This is a genomic window from Mycobacterium sp. NGS54, assembly GCF_059812465.1.
In genome coordinates, this window is sequence record NZ_JCALCS010000003.1 from 528,199 (window position 1) to 544,213 (window position 16,015).

A 16,015-nucleotide genomic window follows, 5' to 3' on the forward strand; every position below is an offset into this window, starting at 1 on the left:
TCGTGTCAGGTGCTCAGCAACTCGGCCAGTGCGACACCGAGGTTGTGCAGGTTGGTCTCCAACGAATACGTCCGGTCGGCCGTCCAGTTGACGATGCCCCCGGACAGGGCGCCAACGATGATGTCGGCCAGGGTTTCTGGGTCGTGCCGCGGATTGACCTCACCGCGCGCTACCCCCTCCTTGACCAGCTCGACGAATGTGTCGTGCAGGTTGAAGCCGCGCTGGATGCCGTAGCCGCTGACGGCCATCATCTCCCCGATCATCTCGCGGTAGGTGTCACCCGACCCGACCAGCGTGGTGGCGATGTCGTCGAACACACCGGCCAGGCGCGCCGGGATCGGCTGATCGCCGCGATCGAACACGACGTCGTGCAGATTGACCAGTCGCAGTTGCGCCAACGCCCGGATCATGTCCTGACGGGTCGCGAAGTGGTTGAAGAACGTTCGATTGGCGACGTCGGCGCTCTCGCAGATTTCCTCGATGGTCGTGGCCGCAACGCCCTTCCGCAGGAACAGCTCGAAGGCGGCCGAGAGGATTTTGTCCCGCACCTCGAGCTTTCGCCGCTGGTGTCTGTTCACGTTCTGTCACACAACTTCTCGGAGAGGATCCACCAGTCCGCCGCGCGCTGTTCGTCGCGCGCGTGGGGCGCGACCGCGTCGCTGACCCCGCAGTCTTCCAGGTACAGCGCCCCCTTGTCCGCCAGTTCCGGGCTGACCGCGGCCCACACCTGGGTGGCCGCACCCTGTTCGGGAGTGGTGAGGTCGAGGCGGCCCTCCGCCGATTCGCCGCGGGCGGCGGCGCTGGCCGAGACCATTCTGCGTAGGTCGGAGAAATCCGCACGGGACATGTACCGCGCCAGGGAGGTGGCCACGGTGCCCGGGTGGACGGCGTAGGCGCGGATGCCAGACTCGCGGAGCCGCCGGTCCGCTTCGATCGAATGAAGGATGTTCGCTGTCTTCGACGCGCCGTAGGCGACGAACTTGTCGTACTGCCTGCTCTCCCAGTGGGGGTCGTCGAAGTCGACGTCGCCCATGACGTGGCCGCCGGAGGACAGGATGACGATGCGGGCGCCGCCGGCGGCGGCGAGTTGCGGGGTGAGCAGCCGGGTGAGTTCGAAGTGGCCGAAATGGTTTGTGCCGATTTGTGTTTCGAAGCCGTCGCGGGTCCGGCCGAACGGAGTGAACATGACGCCCGCGTTGTTCATCAAGACGTCGATCACCGGAGCGATCTGACGGATGGCGCCCGCCGCCGCGCGGACGCTGGCCAGCGCGGTCAGGTCTAGCTGCACCGTCGAGGTCCGGGCGTCGGCCACCTCGGCCGCTATCCACTGGGAAGTCTGCGCCAAGGCATCGCGGTTGCGGGCGGCCAGGACGACGTGCGCGCCGGCGGCGGCCAGCGCGCGCGCTGACTCGCGGCCCAACCCCGAGGACGCGCCGGTGACGATGCACGTCTTGCCCGACAGGTCGATTCCGTCGACGACCTGCATGGCCGTCGGGCGTTCCGTCATGCCGGTGCCAACCGCCACAGCGGAATGACCACGTCCGGGTCGCATTCCTCGTCGACGATCCATTTGCACATCCGCCGGATCGGCTCGAGGGCGTCCTGCGGCGCGGCGACCGCAACGCTGCAGGCGTAGCCCAGGCTGGTCAGCCGCTGGGCGCCGAACAGCGGCAACGTGTTTCGCAGCCGACGCTTGAGGGACTCCGGGTAAATGCCGATCGTCTGCGTGTAGGAGTTCACCGCCGCCGTGACCTGGTCGATGTTGTCCACCGGGACGATGTTAGCCACCCGCCCGGACAGCATCGGCGAGTAGTCCACGGGCTGATCGAACTGCGAGACGACGATGGCGCCCTCGCGCCGCTCGCCGCCGATGACGCGGTAGAAATCGTCGGCCATGCGCGAGGACTCCAGGTGATCCAGCAGCTCGCGGCTCGGATACCGCGGCGGGGTGCTGACAACCGCGGGCAACGCCACCAGCTCCCGGTAGACCAATTCGCCGAACCGGTTGGCGTTGGCCAGCCCCTCGGCGTCCGTCCCGCTGAGCACGTAGATGACCCGGGCGTTGGCGCAGCCTTCCTGGTTGGCGACGCCGATGTCTGTCGCGGCGCGGCGGGCCACCTCGTGCATGGTGGCTTGGTCGGCGAACGCTTCGCGGCCGATGATGGTGGCGCTGCGTTTCGGATCCAGCGCGATGAGCTCCAAACCGGGCTGAATGTAACGGGTTACGTGCTTGACCGACGCCAGGCCGCCCCAGGCCACGATCTTTTCGATGCGGCGCGGGTGGTACAGCGCCTCTTCAACGGCCACGTCGCCGCCCTTCCAATAGCCCACCACGAGGTGCCGGGTGATCGGGTGATCCGGCGCGACGTCGGCCAGGGTGCGCGCGATCGCGATCGCGGTCAACGGATCGTTGGACGGCGCCTTGACGATCACGTCGGACCGGGTGATCACCGAACGCAGGATCGTCACGGCCGAGACCAGCCCGCCGTTGCCCGCCGGGATGTGCAGAACGCGGGAACCGAAGGCCCGCACGCGCAGTTCGCGGCCGTCGTGGAGTTTGTGCGGGACCCATCCGTTGAGGTAGTCCAGCCCGACCTGGCTGTCGGCGATTTCGGTGACGTTATCGCGGGAAAAGAGTGGCCGCAGAACGCGATAGCTGTTCTGCAGCATGTCGGCCGGCAACACGTTGGCCACCAGCGACGCTTCGTACGCCTCCTGCAGGTGCAGGTTCGACTCGAAGTGAAGCGCGTCACCCAGCGCTTCGAGCACGTCGAGGATCTCGTCGAAGCCCACGTCGTAGAGGTCGGTCATCTCCGCGGGGCTTTTGAGCGGCAGCTGCTCGACGTACTTGCTCATGTCCGGTGCTTGGAACTGCGCGGCACCGAGGCGGGTGTCGAAAGGAACGAGGTCGTCGTTGATGATGCGTCCCCGCAAGAACAGCGGGACGGTGTAGGCGATCACAGGTCCACGCCCTTCATAAAGTTGACCGCCTCGTCGTGCACCTCTTGCGTTGCGGCGCAAGTGATCCGGTCGTCTTCGATCCCTTTCTTTTCGCTGTAACGCATGATGTCCTTCTCGAACGCGACGCTGGCCTGCCCGCAGGGGCACTGCAGGTCCCAGTCGATCGTCACCTCGTCGCCGGAGATGACGCCGCCCCAGTGCGCGCGCAGCAGGATGTCATAGACGGCCGCGCGGCCGGTCTGCACCCCGGCGCGGGGGAGCGGCTCACTGGTGTCGGGATCGAGGACGAACGGGACGACCCACGGTGCGACGTGGTAGCGGCCCTCGCTGCAACCCCAGTGAAAGGTGCTCGACTCGGAGAAGCCGTAACCGATCTGGATCCGGTCGACGCCGAGGAAGTCCTTGATGACGTCCATGAAATCGTCCGGCAGCGCAACGCCTTTCATCCCGCCACCGGTGAGGATCGCCGAGTCGGGCGCGAAGACATTGCGCACCCCGCGCTCCAGGCCGGCCTTGGCGATGTCGTACATCACGTGGAAAGTGCTGGTCATGAACACCCGCTTGCCGCGCAGTTGTTCGGTGATGCGGGCGAAGAACGCATCCATGTCCTGGGCCTGGCGCGCCTGCATTGCGACGAACTCGTCCTTGCGGGCGGCAAGTGCGGGATCGATCTCGAGCCGATCCAGTTCGCCGCGGGACGCGGCCGCCCGCATCTTGGAGGCCAGGAACATCAGATCCGTGTCGACCGCGAAGGGGTAGAGCGCGTGGAACCTGGTTTCGTCACCGCCGGTGAAGCCGCGCTTGATCATGTTGGCGATGCGCAGATGACCGAGCTTGCCGTTGGCGAAGTTGGGCCACACCACGTCCACCACGGGGTTGAGTTCTGTTTCGGTGGGTTCTCGGCCGAAGGTTTGAAACAGGCAGATCTTCCACAACGTCATGCCATTTCGGGCGCCGCGCTTGTCTTTGGGCAGGATTGAGATGGTGCCGGTGGTGCCGCTGGAGGTGATGACCTCCAGCGGGGTCTGCGCGTCGAGTCGGTCGATCCAGTCGTCGATCCCGGTGCAGCCCGCGGTGTCTACGCCGGACAGGTCGTAGCTGGTCAGCTTGTCCAGCCACTTGGTCATCAGGTCGAAGCGTTTCTTGTCGATGAGCGCGGCTGGGTAGGACTTGAAGGCCGTGTGCGAAAAGAACAGCGGCACAACGTCATTGAATTCATTAAGCGCCGTGATGCCGAGCCGGTCGGCCAGTTTGCGCAGCATCTCGATGGAGTCGTAGTGCTCCCGGAAGCGGATGCCCATTGCCTGGCGTTGCAGCTCTTCGAGCTCCGAACGCGCGATGCTGTGCATCCGGGTGTACGACTGGCCGAAGAACTCGATCGGGTCGTTCATGAATTTGTCGACCGCTTGGGCGGTGGTTCCGGTGGCTGTCACCCGATCACGTTAACGTGACCATGCAGTTATAAGCAAGATTGCAGATTACTGCAAAAACTAGCTCGATGCCAGCTGCGGCTGGCCGGCGGGGGCGGCCTCCCGCGGCTCGGCCGCTGCGCGCCCGTTGCGGATGGCCAGGCCGCCGACGGCGGCGCCGACGAAGAACAGCGCCGCGCTGACGACGATGAGCCGGGTAAAGCTGGCATCGGTGAGCCGGTTGGCGGTGATCACCCCGACGCAGGCCACCGCGATCAGCGCGGAGGTGCGCCCCGTCGCGTTCTGGATCGCGGCGGCGATCCCGCTGTGCGCGGACTTGACGGCGGACAGATTGACCACGGTCAGGGGCGTGACGGCAAGGACCATGCCGACGGCCAGCACGATCCGGCCCGGCAACACGTCGGTGATTGCGTGCAGTCCGTGCGCGGTGGGGCGGATGAGCAGCAGCCCGAGCCCGGCCACCGCGGGACCCGCCATCAGGAAGATGCGCGGGCCGATCCAGGCGGCCAAGCCGCCGACGCCGCGGGCGAACAGCAACGACATGATCGGGCTGGGCAGCGTGATCAGGCCCGAGGCGGTGGCCGAGTACCCCGCGACCTCCTGCAGGTACAGCGCGATCGCCAGCGAACCCATCGTGATGCCGCCGTAGACGAACGCGGTGACGAGGTTGGCCCCGGCGAAATTGCGCGCGGCGAACAGGCTCAGCGGCACCATCGGGTGGGGCGCGCGGCGCTGCCATGCCACGAACGCGAGCAGCGCCGCGATGCCCACCGCCAGCGCCGCCCGGACCAGCGCGTCGGCCCAGCCCCGCCGGCCCTGTTCGATCAGGGCGTACACCGTGGCGGCCAGCCCGACCGCCGACAGCGCGGCGCCGACGACGTCGAGCCGGGCGTGTCCGGAGGGTCCGGGGATCCCGCGCAGCCAATACGTCAGCGCAAAACCGACGGCCATGGGGAGCGCCGACAGGACGTAGATCCAGCGCCAGCCCAGGAAGTCGACGGCCAGCCCGCCCAGCAGCGGCCCCACCGCGAAGGCGGTGCCGGTCCAGGCCGTCCAGGATCCGATCGCGGCGGCCCGGTCGCCGGGCGCGAACGTCGAGTTGATCAGGGCCAGCGAACCGGGCACCAGGAAGGCGCCGCCCAATCCCTGGACGAGGCGCCCGGTGATCAGCATCGACGGGGTGCCCGCGGTCGCCGCCAGCGCCGAGCCCAACCCGAAGGCCGCCAGCCCGAAGCGCATCACCGGTATCCGCCCGAACAGGTCGGAGATGGCGCCGCCGGGCAGGACCATGGCCGCCACGGCCAGCAGGTAGCCGTCGACGACCCACTGCTGGGTGCACATGCCCCCGCCGATGTCGCGTTCCGTGGCCGGCAAGGCCAGGTTCACGACGGTGCCGTCGAGGAACACGACCATCGAGACCATGATCGCCACCGTCATGACCCGCGTCGTCGGGGCGACATCAGGGAACTTCACGAAACCGGTCCTGCTCTGCTCGGCGAATCTCGGATGCTGGTTAGTAGCCAACCGGGTTACAGCAGTTCCTCACGAGCCGGCGAGCCGAACGGTTCACGCGTGTGCCGCCATGCGTTTCACGAGCCCCGGTGCCACGGCCCGGTGCAGCGGGCCGACCGCGGCCCACACCGTTCGGGCGGCTGTCCGGTTGTAGTGCACGCCCGTGATGAGCATGGTGCGACCATTTCGGCGCCGCAGCGTCAGCCGGCCCCGTATCAGCGGCCCGCCCGACGTCAGCACGATCTCGTCGTCATCCGAGCGGGTGATCGGCCAGCCGATGATGTGATCCGGCGAGGAGTACGGGCCCAGGCGAAGCCGCAGCACGTGGCGGTGGACCCACAGCACCAGGCTTCCACCCGGGCCCGGTTTGCGCCCCACCGCGTCGCGCAGCGCCCGTTCGGCGGTGCGCGAATCGCCTTGCGGGATGGGGACTTCGAAGACGTCCGTGTAGTCGTCCCCGGTCCCGGCGAGCGCCGCCGCCGCGATGCGTCTCAGCATCCCGCGCACTACGATCCGGTGTCCGCCGGTTCCGATGACCAGCGCGCGATAGGCCTTGCCGTGAATGCCGGGGAAGGCCGCCCACGTCAGCGCGCGCAGCCGGGTGCGATCCGCCGACTCGGCGTCCAGTTCGAACACCAGCCGGTAGACCGCGAACGGGTGGCGGCCCTTGAGCGCGAACAGCTCCGGGCGCTGCGCCCGGTCCAGGACGAAGCCCGGCGGCACGGTCGACGGGTTGCGCGGGTCCCGGCACATCACCCGCAGCAGCGCCGACCACGTGTCGTCGCGATTCGCGTTCACGGTTATGGCATGCTCATCGATATAGGGTAATCGTTCCATATAGAAGGAATGTACTAGATCATGGCGCCACCGCGGAAGCACGAAACCGATGTGATCCTCGACGCAGCCCGCGCCCTGGTGCTCGACGGGGGACCGCGGGCGGCGAGCGTCGCGGCGATCTCGCAGGCGAGCGGCGCACCCGCCGGCACGCTGTATCACCGGTTCGGCAACCGCGACGGCATCCTGACAGCGGCGTGGCTGCGGGCGCTCGAACGTTTCCAGGCGCGGGCGCTGGGCGCCGAGGGCGAGACGGCCGTCGACACGGCGGTGGCGATGGCCGTGGCCGCCGTCGGCTTCGCCCGCGAGCTCCCCGAGGACGCCCGGCTGTTGTTGACCATCCGGCCCACCGACCTGCTCGACGACGAGCCCGACGCGGCGTTCCGGGAGACGCTCGCCGCGATGAATGCGCCCCTGACCGAACGGCTTTCGGTCCTGGCGAAGCAACTGTACGGAAGACGCGACCGGCGATCGGTCGACGCCGTCGCGCGCGCGGTGGCCGACCTGCCGTATGCCGTCGTCCGTCGCCACGCGCATGACGAGCCGATGCCGCCCTGGCTCGAGGCCGACGTCGCGGCGTCGGCCCGCGCGGTGCTAGAGAGTTTTGCCGAACGCGCGTAAGGACCCCACCTGCGCGGGGTCCAGCGAGGGGCGCACGGTCTTGCGGGCCGCGTCGAGGTCGGCTGCCGTCACATCGGAGGCGTCGAGGGATCGGCGCATCGCGCCCAGGGCGGCCTCCCGCAGCAGCGCGACGCAGTCGGCGGCGCTGTAGCCGTCGAGCGAGGCGGCCACCTCGTCGAGGTCGACGTCGTCGCTCAGCGGGATGGATTTGCCCGCGGTGCGCAGGATTTCGCCGCGGGCGGCGGGGTCGGGCGGTTCGACGAACACCAGCCGTTCCAGCCGGCCCGGGCGCAGCAGAGCGGGGTCGATCAGGTCGGGCCGGTTGGTGGCGCCCAGCACCACAACGTCGCGCAGCGGGTCGATGCCGTCGAGCTCGGTCAGCAGCGCGGCCACCACCCGGTCGGTCACGCCGGAGTCGAAGCTCTGCCCGCGCCGGGGCGCCAGCGCGTCCACCTCGTCGAGGAAGACCAGCGACGGCGCCGAATCGCGGGCCCGCCGAAACAGTTCGCGCACCGCCTTTTCCGAGCTGCCCACCCACTTGTCCATCAGCTCGGAACCCTTGACCGAGTGCACGGACAGCTGCCCCGTGCTGGCCAGGGCGCGGACGATGAACGTCTTGCCGCAGCCGGGCGGCCCGTAGAGCAGCACGCCGCGCGGGGGATCCACGCCGAGCCGGGCGAAGGTGTCGGGATGCTGCAGCGGCCACAACACCGCTTCGGTCAGGGCCTGGCGGGCCTCGGCCATGTCGCCGACGTCGTCCAGCGTCACGTTGCCGACGGTCAGCTCCTCGCTGGCCGAGCGGGACAGCGGCCGGATGACGGTCAGCGCGCCGACGAGGTCGTCCTGGGTCAGCTTCGGCGGTTGCCCGTCGGCGCTGGCCCGCGAGGCCGCCCGCAGCGCGGCCTCACGCACCAGCGCGGCGAGGTCGGCGACGACGAAACCCGGCGTGCGGCCGGCGATCTCGTCGAGGTTCAGATCGCCGGTGGGCACCGGTTTGAGCAGCGCCTCCACCAGCGCCTCGCGGGTGGCGGCGTCGGGCAGCGGCAGGCCCAGCTCGCGGTCGCACAGGTCGGGGGCGCGCAGCCGGGCGTCGAGCTGGTCGGGGTGCGCGGAGGTGGCGACCAACGCGACGCCGCCGGTGGCGACGGCGGCGCGCAGCTCGCCGAGGATCAGGGCGGCCACCGGCTCGGCGGTGGCCGGCAGCAGCGCGTCGACGTCGGCGATCAGCAGGACGCCGCCCCCGTCGCGAACCCTCTTCACGGCCGCGGCAACGGTTTTCAGCCGGTCGTCGGCGGCCAGCGCGCCCACCTCGGGCCCGTCGAGCTCGACCAGCCTGCGGCCGTCGCACACCGCGCGCACCAGCGTCACCTTGCCCACGCCGGCCGGGCCCGACACCAGCACACCGAGGTTGGTGGTCGCGCCCAGGCTCTCGAGCAGGTGTGGCTCGTCGAGTGAGAGCTTCAGCCATTCGGCGAGCTTGGCGGCCTGCGGCTGCGAGCCCTTGAGCTCCTCGACGAGGATCTCCGGGGTGCCGGTGGGCAGCTCTTCGCGCGGCCCGGCCACGGCCGGGACCCCGGTTCCCCAGCTGACCAACGAGTTCGGCTGCACGCTGACCGGTCCCTGCGGGTCGACGTCGGTGACGGTCAGCAGTTCCGAGGTCCAGCTGATCCCGACCGAGGAGGCCAGCGCCCGGGTGGCCTCGGAGGTCGAGAACGGCGGACCCAGGTCGCGCGGCAGCAGCGACACGGCGTCGCCGACGGTCATCACCTTGCCCAGCAATGCCTGGCGCAGGGTGACCGGCGTGATCGAGGTGGCGGCCATCGACGAGCCGGACAGTGTCACCGACCGCGCGCCGTAGACGGTGACCGCGCTGACGATCACCGCGGTGCCCTCGCGCAGCCCGGCGTTGGACAGCGTCACGTCGTCGAGCAGCACGATGCCGACCGGGGTGTCCGGGCCGGCGAGGCCGACGACGGCCGCGGTGGTCCGCGACCCGGTCAGCGAAACCGCGTCCCACTCCCGGATACCAAGGGCCGCAACGGCGTTCGGGTGTATGCGGACGACGCCGCGGCGTGAGTCGACGGCTGAGGTGTTCAGCCTGGCGGTGAGGGTGAGCTGACGGGCGCCGCCGTCGGGCATCATCGCAGGCGCCCGCCCGGCTTCCGCAGCCCCAGCCGCGTCGTCGACCGGCGGCTCGGCTGCAACCGGCGGTTCGCGCGCCGCACTGCGCGGCGCTGCTTGGGCTGGTCGTCCCAGACCTCCGGGTGCTTGTCGAGCCAGCGCTTGGTGCGTACGGCGAACGGCACGTGGCACAGGTAGGCGATGATGATCACCCAGATCAGGATGTAGGGCTCCAGCACCGCGGCCGCCGCGACGGCCGCGAGCACCGCCAGCAGGGGAACCGCCCAGTTCGGCGGAATCGCCACGGTGTGCAGCTTCTTCATCGGGATCGCGCTGACCATCAGCATCGACGTCCCGGTGATCCAGATCGCGAGGAACCACACCGACGTCCACCAGCCCTCGCCGAACTGCAACTTGAGGCCGATTGTGCCGATCATGGAGACCGCGCCCGCCGGAGCGGGCATCCCGACGAAGAATTCATGCTGGTAGGCGAGCTGGGTTTCGTCGTCCTGCTGCGCGTTGTACCGCGCCAGTCGTAGCACGACGCACACCGCGTAGAGCAGCACCACCGCCCAGCCGACCGGCCACTTCGACAGCAGCATCACGTAGACCACCAGCGCGGGTGTCACCCCGAAGTTCACCGCGTCGGCCAGCGAATCGATCTCGGCGCCGAGCCGCGACTGGGCGCCCAGGATGCGGGCCACTCGTCCGTCGAGCGCGTCCAGGATCGCCGCCGCGGCGATCAGCGCCATCGCGGGTATGGGCTTGCCGTCGAGGGCGAACTTGATCGACGTCATGCCCGCGCAGATGGACAGCACCGTCATCGCGCTGGGCAAGAGTTGCAGGCTCGCGGTTCGCCTATCCCGGCGCTTGTCGGTCATCGCAGTTCGGCCAGGACGGTCTCGCCGCCGACGGCGCGCTGGCCCACCTTCACGAGCGGCTCCGTCCCGGGCGGGAGGTAGGTGTCCAGCCGGGAGCCGAACCGGATCAGGCCGTAGGTCTCGCCGATCGACAGCTTGTCCCCGACGCGGGCGTCGCAGATGATGCGGCGCGCGAGCAGCCCGGCGATCTGGACCGCCACCACGTCGGCGCCGGCGTCGGTCCGGATCCGCAGGCTGGTGCGCTCGTTCTCGGTGCTCGCCGCGGCCAGGTCGGCCGAGCCGAATCGGCCCGGCCGGTGTTGCACGGCGATCACCTCGCCGCTCACCGGGGCGCGCTGCACGTGGGCGTCCAGCAGCGACAGGAAGATGCTGACCCGCGGCAGCGGCGCGTCGCCCATGCCGAGCTCGGCCGGCGGGGCGGCCGCGTCGATCACGCAGATCTCGCCGTCGGCCGGGGCGACGACGGCGCCGGGCCGCGAGGGCGGCACCCGCGGGGGATGGCGGAAGAACCCCGCGCAGGCGCCGGCGGCCAGCAGGCCCGCCCGGCGCAGCCATCGGTGGTTGCGCCCGAGAAGCGCCGCGCCCAGGCCGGCGGCGATGAACGGCCGCCCGGCCGGGTGAACCGGCGGAATGGCGGAGCGCATCAACTCGAGGGCGTGCTGCGGGCTGAAGGCCGGGTCCTCGGCGGTCGGGCCGACGGTGGGGGGGCGTCTTGCCACGCGGCCATCTTACGGAGCCCGGGGGTTAACTTAGATCCCAGACCTGGAGCTCGGTCCCCGCGGACACCTCGACGACGTCCTCCGGGATGTCCAGCAGCGCGTTCGCCGACGCCAGCCACCGCAGATGGTGCGAGGCCGGCGGGCCGTAGCTGGTGACGCTGCCGGATTCGCGGTCGAGGATCGCCCGCCGGAACTGGCGTTTGCCGCGCGGCGAGGTCAGCGATTCGGCCAGGACCGCGGGCCGGTGCGGTCGCTCCGGGTCGGGCAGGCCCATCGCCCGGCGCAGCGCGGGACGGATGAAGACCTCGAAGGACACCAGCGCGCTGACCGGGTTGCCGGGTAGCGTCACGATCGTCGCGCCCGCCACCCGCCCGATGCCCTGCGGCATGCCCGGCTGCATCGCCACCTTGACGAACTCCACCCCCTGGTCGCCGTCCCGCCCGAACGCGTCCTTGACGACCTCGTAGGCGCCGGCGCTGACGCCGCCGCTGGTGATGATCAGGTCGCAGCCGGCCGCGTGGCGGTCGAGGATCGAACTGAACTGCGCGACATCGTCTTCGGCGGTCGCGACGGCGATCACCTCGGCGCCCGCCTCGCGCACCGCCCCGGCCAGCATGATCGAGTTGGACTCGTAGATCTGCCCGGGCCGCAGCGGCGCCCCCGGCGCCACCAGCTCCGAGCCGGTGGACATCACCAGGACCCGTTGGCGCGGAATGACTTTCAGCTCCGCCATGCCCAGCGCCGACGCCAGGCCGAGCACCGCCGGCGTGACCACCTGGCCCGCGCGCAGGACGGTGGTGCCGGGCGCGACGTCCTCGCCGGCCCGCCGGATGTGGGCGCCTACCGGGCGCGGCGCCCGGATCGCCACCGATTCGACGCCGCCGTCGGTGTCCTCGACCGGCACCACGGCCGTCGCGCCAGCCGGCAGGGGCGCGCCCGTCATGATGCGGTGCGCGGTTTTCGGTTGCAGGGCCAGCTCGTCGATGCGGCCGGCCGGAATGTCCTCGGCCACTTCCAGCACCACCGGGTGCTCGGGCGTGGCGCCCGCGACGTCCTCGGCGCGCACCGCGTATCCGTCCATCGCGGAGTTGTCGAACACCGGCAGCGCCAGCGCCGCCACGACGTCACCGGCCAGCACCAGGCCCTGGGCCTCGGCCAGCGCGACCGCGACCGCCGGGCGGGCGCGGATCATCTCCGCTACGACTCGCTGATGCTCTTCGACTGACCGCACCCGGCCATTATCGGCCCTCCCCGATCGGCGGCCTGGAACGTAAGGTTGAGAACGTGATTACCGGGTTGGCCCACACCGGGGTGTGCGTGCCTGACTGCGAGGCCGCGGTGGCGTACTACCGGGACGTATTGGGCCTGCGTGTGCTCTCGCCGCCGTACGTCATGAGCGGTAACGCCATTCGCGAGGACATGGGCGAGCTGGTCGCCGACCCGAGCATGAAGGCGGCCATCGTCGGGTTCGGCGACGACGGCGACCGGGTGCTGGAGGTCATCGAATACCTCAACGTCGACGGCTCGAGTGCCGAGCGCGCCCTGACCGACCACGGGCTCTCGCACGTGGGCCTGATCTGCGAGGACCTCGACGCCACCCGCGCCGAACTGGAGAGCAAAGGGGTGCGCTTCCTGGTCAGCGGGATCGCCGACGTCGCACGGGTGCGCACCACCTGGTTCGTCGACCCCTTCGGCGTGGTGTTCATCCTGGTGGAAAAGAGCCGCCCCGAGCGACCGTACTTCGCGCAATGGGGCTGAAGCCGCGCGTCGGGATCATCGGTGCGGGTGCCGGCGGCATCGCGATGGGCATCCAGCTGGCCGAAGGCGGCTACGACTTCACCATCTTCGACCGGGCCGACGGCTTCGGCGGGACCTGGCGGCACAACACGTTTCCGGGCGCGGCCTGCGACGTGCCGTCGCACCTCTACTCGTATTCGTTCGCGCCCAACCCGCGCTGGAGCAAGACCTACGCCAACCAGCCCGAGATCCTGGCCTACCTGGAGAAGGTCGCCGCCGACCACGGCCTGGCGTCGCGGCTGCGCCCCCACACCGCGATCGCCACGGTGCGCTGGTCGGACCGGGAGCGGCGCTGGACGCTGCGCACCGACGACGGCGCCGAGCACCACTTCGACGTCGTCGTCAGCGCCGTCGGGATGCTCGACGTGCCGCACGTCCCCGACATCCCCGGCGCGCGCCGGTTCCGCGGACGCCAATTCCATTCGGCGCGTTGGGATCACAGCAAGCCGACGGCCGGGGAGCGGGTCGCGTCCATCGGAACGGGCGCCAGCGCGATTCAGTATGTGCCCGCGATCGCGCGAGAGACCGCGCACCTCACCGTGTTTCAGCGGACCCCGATCTGGATCGCGCCGCGGTTCGACTTCCCGTTCACGCCCGAGCAGCACGCGGAGTTCGAGCGCCACCCCGAGATGGCGCGCAAGCTGCGCGACGAGGCCTTCGACGCCTACGAGTCGTCCGACTTCGACGTCGACGCCACGCAGACGCGCGAGGCGACCGAGCTGGCCCGCAGCTATTTGATGCGCAAGGTCGCCGATCCCGAGCTGCGCGCGAAGCTGACGCCGGACTACCCCGTCGGCTGCAAGCGACCCCTGATGTCGCGCGAGTGGTACCCGACGTTCGCCCTGCCCAACGTGAGCCTGGAGACGACCGCCATCGCCAAGCTGACCGAGCGCGGGGTGCGCACCGTCGACGGCGTCGAGCACCGCGTCGACACCGTCATCTACGGCACCGGGTTCAAGGCCGCCGACTACCTGGCGAGCATCGACGTGTACGGGTCGGGCGGTCGCCACCTCCGCGACGAGTGGAGCGGGGGCGCCGAGGCCTACCTCGGCACGCTGATCGCCGGGTATCCGAACTTCTTCACGCTGTACGGCCCGAACACCAACGGCGTCAACTCAATCCTGTACATCCACGAGGCGCAGACGACGTTCGTCCGCCACATCCTCGACGTCATGGGCGACCGCGGCGCGCGCACCATCGAGGTCACGCCCGCGGCGCAGCGCCGCTACAACGACGAGATCCAGGCCGCCATGACGGGCAAGGTCTGGCTCGCCTGCACCAACTACTTCCGGCACCCCAGCGGAAAAGTCGTCACCCAGTTGCCCTACAGCGGCCGGACGTTCTTCGAGCGGACCCGCGAGCTGGTCGACGGCGATTACCGATTCGCTGGTTAGCGGCCGGCGCGGCCCGGTGGCGGTGAGTCCGCACGCCTCGCTCGCCCCGGTGCCGGGCCGGCGCCCCAATTCCGGCTTGCGCCAACGCGCTCGGCGCCGGCGGCCGGCTGCCCTGCCTCACCCGCTTGACCCGCTCCGCGGCCCTGATCGGGGCGCTGCGCGCCATCTCGATTTTGGTCCGCGCCCACGCCGCTTCCCGCTTCGACTGCGGCTTCTTGGCCTGCACGGCCAAACCCTACGTCGCGGCCCGGCCGGTCCTCGCCGCTCGACACCGAATGTTCGCCGAGCATTAACCCGGCTCTTGCACCCAATAGTTGTCGTGGCGGATAAACCACTCCCGGCGTTCGTCGTCGGTCATGTCGGCCAGCGCCGCGAAGCCTTCGAAGTACGCCTCCCGCGGCGCGCCGGGCGCGAACAGCATCAGGACCGATGCGGGCGCGTCCGCCTCGTTGCGGAATCCGTGCACGCCACCGGGTGGGACGTAGAGGAAGTCGCCCTGGTGGCCGTCGACCCACTCGTTGCCGTCGAACAGCTTCATCGTCCCGGACAGGACGAAGAACGCCTCGGACATCGCCCGGTGATAGTGCGCCGGCGGGCCGCCGCCGGCCGGGGCGATGTCGACCCGGTACAGGCCGTAGTCGCCGTCGGTGGCCTGCTGGTTGGCCAGGTAGTGGTACTTCGTCCCGAAGGTCTCGTGGTCGGGCGGCTCGTCGGCGCGCTTGAGCCACGCGCTGACCTCCGGTTCGTCCTTGGTGTAGCGGGGCGGTGGGTAGGACGGAACGGCGAGGGACATGCCTCCAGTGTTACCCCCTCAGTCGAGCGGATAGACCACGCCGGTGAGCCGCTCCGAGACCTCCCACAACCGCCGCTGCAACTCGGCGTCGTGCGACTTCCGGCTGGACGCGACGACTTTCGGGTAGCCGCGGGTTTCGGCGAACCCGTCGGGGCCGTAGTACTGGCCGCCGAGCACGCCGGGGTCGGTCGCGGCGCGCAGCGTCGGGAGCGCGCCCATGGCCGCGTCCTGCGCAATCGCGCTGAAGAACACGTTGACGAGCGGCCGGAACGCCGTGGGCGTGTAGCGGCCCAGCTCGGTGTTCGACCCGCCGGGATGGGCGGCGGCGGCGATCGTCGTGCCATGCGGGGCGAGCCGGCGCTGCAGTTCGTAGGTGAACAGCAGGTTGGCCAGCTTGGCCTGTCCGTACGCCGCCACGCGGTTGTAGCGCCGCTCCCACTGCAGGTCGTCGAAGTGGATGTCGGCGAGGATGCGATGGCCCATGCTGCTGACGGTGACGACCCGGGAGCCGGCGACGGGCAGCAGCCGGTCCAGCAGCAGGCCGGTGAGCGCAAAGTGGCCGAGGTGGTTGGTGCCGAACTGCATCTCGAAGCCGTCCTCGGTGGTTTCCTTCGGCGTGTACATGACGCCCGCGTTGTTGATCAGCAGGTCGATGCGGTCGTGGGCGGAGCGCAGCTGCTCGGCCGCGGCGCGGACCGAGTCCAGTGACGTCAGGTCCAGCTCCTGCAGCGCGACGTCGGCGTGGGGGCTCTTGGCGGCGATCCGGGCCGCGGCGTCCTTGCCCTTCTCCAGGTTGCGCACCGCGAGCACCACGTGGGCGCCGTGGTCGGCGAGCGCCTGGGCGGTCTCGTAGCCAAGGCCGGTGTTGGCCCCGGTGACGACGGCGACGCGACCGGTCTGGTCGGGAATGTCCGCGGCGGTCCACTTGGCCATGGGGAGCTCCTAAAACTAG

At 70.0% G+C, this 16,015-nt stretch carries 16 protein-coding genes; 4 read left to right on the forward strand and 12 right to left on the reverse strand.

Annotation, left to right across the window (positions count from 1 at the left end; genetic code table 11):
- Nucleotides 1-5: 5 nt before the first annotated feature.
- The 6 genes from AC5Y5E_RS11425 to AC5Y5E_RS11450 form a co-directional block, all read right to left on the reverse strand.
- Nucleotides 6-578, reverse strand: coding sequence for a TetR/AcrR family transcriptional regulator (locus AC5Y5E_RS11425; RefSeq protein WP_499903087.1), 573 nt, complete (start codon nucleotides 576-578; stop codon nucleotides 6-8).
- Nucleotides 575-1,507 (reverse strand): SDR family NAD(P)-dependent oxidoreductase, encoded by a 933-nt coding sequence (locus AC5Y5E_RS11430; protein WP_499903088.1) that lies wholly within the window; start codon nucleotides 1,505-1,507, stop codon nucleotides 575-577. Before AC5Y5E_RS11430 ends, AC5Y5E_RS11425 begins: the two co-directional genes overlap by 4 nt.
- On the reverse strand, nucleotides 1,504-2,961 hold the full coding sequence (locus AC5Y5E_RS11435; RefSeq protein WP_499903089.1) for an acyl-CoA reductase: 1,458 nt from the start codon (nucleotides 2,959-2,961) through the stop codon (nucleotides 1,504-1,506). Before AC5Y5E_RS11435 ends, AC5Y5E_RS11430 begins: the two co-directional genes overlap by 4 nt.
- Entirely contained in the window at nucleotides 2,958-4,394 is a 1,437-nt protein-coding gene (locus AC5Y5E_RS11440; RefSeq protein WP_499903090.1) for a long-chain-fatty-acid--protein ligase, read from the reverse strand. Before AC5Y5E_RS11440 ends, AC5Y5E_RS11435 begins: the two co-directional genes overlap by 4 nt.
- Before the next feature lie 57 nt (nucleotides 4,395-4,451).
- Entirely contained in the window at nucleotides 4,452-5,864 is a 1,413-nt protein-coding gene (locus tag AC5Y5E_RS11445) for an MFS transporter (RefSeq protein WP_499903091.1), read from the reverse strand.
- Nucleotides 5,865-5,957: 93 nt separating this feature from the next.
- On the reverse strand, nucleotides 5,958-6,740 hold the full coding sequence (locus AC5Y5E_RS11450; RefSeq protein WP_499903092.1) for a DUF2867 domain-containing protein: 783 nt from the start codon (nucleotides 6,738-6,740) through the stop codon (nucleotides 5,958-5,960).
- A 21-nt stretch (nucleotides 6,741-6,761) separates the two neighbouring features.
- Here AC5Y5E_RS11450 and AC5Y5E_RS11455 point away from each other — a divergent pair, with 21 nt between their 5' ends.
- Nucleotides 6,762-7,358, forward strand: coding sequence for a TetR/AcrR family transcriptional regulator (locus AC5Y5E_RS11455; RefSeq protein WP_499903093.1), 597 nt, complete (start codon nucleotides 6,762-6,764; stop codon nucleotides 7,356-7,358).
- Here AC5Y5E_RS11455 and AC5Y5E_RS11460 read toward each other — a convergent pair.
- The 4 genes from AC5Y5E_RS11460 to moeA are packed head-to-tail and all read right to left on the reverse strand — an operon-like array spanning nucleotide 7,332 to nucleotide 12,310.
- Nucleotides 7,332-9,497: an AAA family ATPase gene (locus tag AC5Y5E_RS11460; RefSeq protein WP_499903094.1), complete on the reverse strand. Its 2,166-nt coding sequence runs from the start codon at nucleotides 9,495-9,497 to the stop codon at nucleotides 7,332-7,334. The two genes, AC5Y5E_RS11455 and AC5Y5E_RS11460, sit on opposite strands and share 27 nt — an antisense overlap.
- On the reverse strand, nucleotides 9,497-10,360 hold the full coding sequence (pssA, locus tag AC5Y5E_RS11465) for a CDP-diacylglycerol--serine O-phosphatidyltransferase (protein WP_499903095.1): 864 nt from the start codon (nucleotides 10,358-10,360) through the stop codon (nucleotides 9,497-9,499). The genes AC5Y5E_RS11460 and pssA overlap by 1 nt, the downstream gene beginning before the upstream one ends.
- Nucleotides 10,357-11,079, reverse strand: a complete 723-nt coding sequence (locus AC5Y5E_RS11470) for a phosphatidylserine decarboxylase (RefSeq protein WP_499903096.1) — start codon at nucleotides 11,077-11,079, stop codon at nucleotides 10,357-10,359. Before AC5Y5E_RS11470 ends, pssA begins: the two co-directional genes overlap by 4 nt.
- 25 nt (nucleotides 11,080-11,104) lie before the next feature.
- Entirely contained in the window at nucleotides 11,105-12,310 is a 1,206-nt protein-coding gene (moeA, locus tag AC5Y5E_RS11475) for a molybdopterin molybdotransferase MoeA (protein WP_499903097.1), read from the reverse strand.
- A 53-nt stretch (nucleotides 12,311-12,363) separates the two neighbouring features.
- Between moeA and AC5Y5E_RS11480 the strand changes: the two genes are divergently transcribed.
- The 3 genes from AC5Y5E_RS11480 (at nucleotide 12,364) to AC5Y5E_RS11490 (ending at nucleotide 14,563) form a co-directional block, all read left to right on the forward strand.
- Nucleotides 12,364-12,837, forward strand: coding sequence for a VOC family protein (locus tag AC5Y5E_RS11480; RefSeq protein WP_499878832.1), 474 nt, complete (start codon nucleotides 12,364-12,366; stop codon nucleotides 12,835-12,837).
- On the forward strand, nucleotides 12,828-14,270 hold the full coding sequence (locus AC5Y5E_RS11485; RefSeq protein ID WP_499903098.1) for a flavin-containing monooxygenase: 1,443 nt from the start codon (nucleotides 12,828-12,830) through the stop codon (nucleotides 14,268-14,270). The genes AC5Y5E_RS11480 and AC5Y5E_RS11485 overlap by 10 nt, the downstream gene beginning before the upstream one ends.
- Nucleotides 14,271-14,395: 125 nt before the next feature.
- Complete coding sequence (locus AC5Y5E_RS11490) at nucleotides 14,396-14,563, forward strand: hypothetical protein (RefSeq protein WP_499903099.1); 168 nt, start codon at nucleotides 14,396-14,398, stop codon at nucleotides 14,561-14,563.
- Here AC5Y5E_RS11490 and AC5Y5E_RS11495 read toward each other — a convergent pair.
- Nucleotides 14,560-15,063: a cupin domain-containing protein gene (locus tag AC5Y5E_RS11495; protein ID WP_499903100.1), complete on the reverse strand. Its 504-nt coding sequence runs from the start codon at nucleotides 15,061-15,063 to the stop codon at nucleotides 14,560-14,562. The genes AC5Y5E_RS11490 and AC5Y5E_RS11495 overlap by 4 nt on opposite strands.
- Nucleotides 15,064-15,081: 18 nt before the next feature.
- Nucleotides 15,082-15,996 carry an SDR family NAD(P)-dependent oxidoreductase gene (locus AC5Y5E_RS11500; protein WP_499903102.1) on the reverse strand — a complete coding sequence of 305 codons (915 nt, stop codon included), beginning with the start codon at nucleotides 15,994-15,996 and terminating at the stop codon, nucleotides 15,082-15,084.
- Between the last annotated feature and the right edge of the window lie 19 nt (nucleotides 15,997-16,015).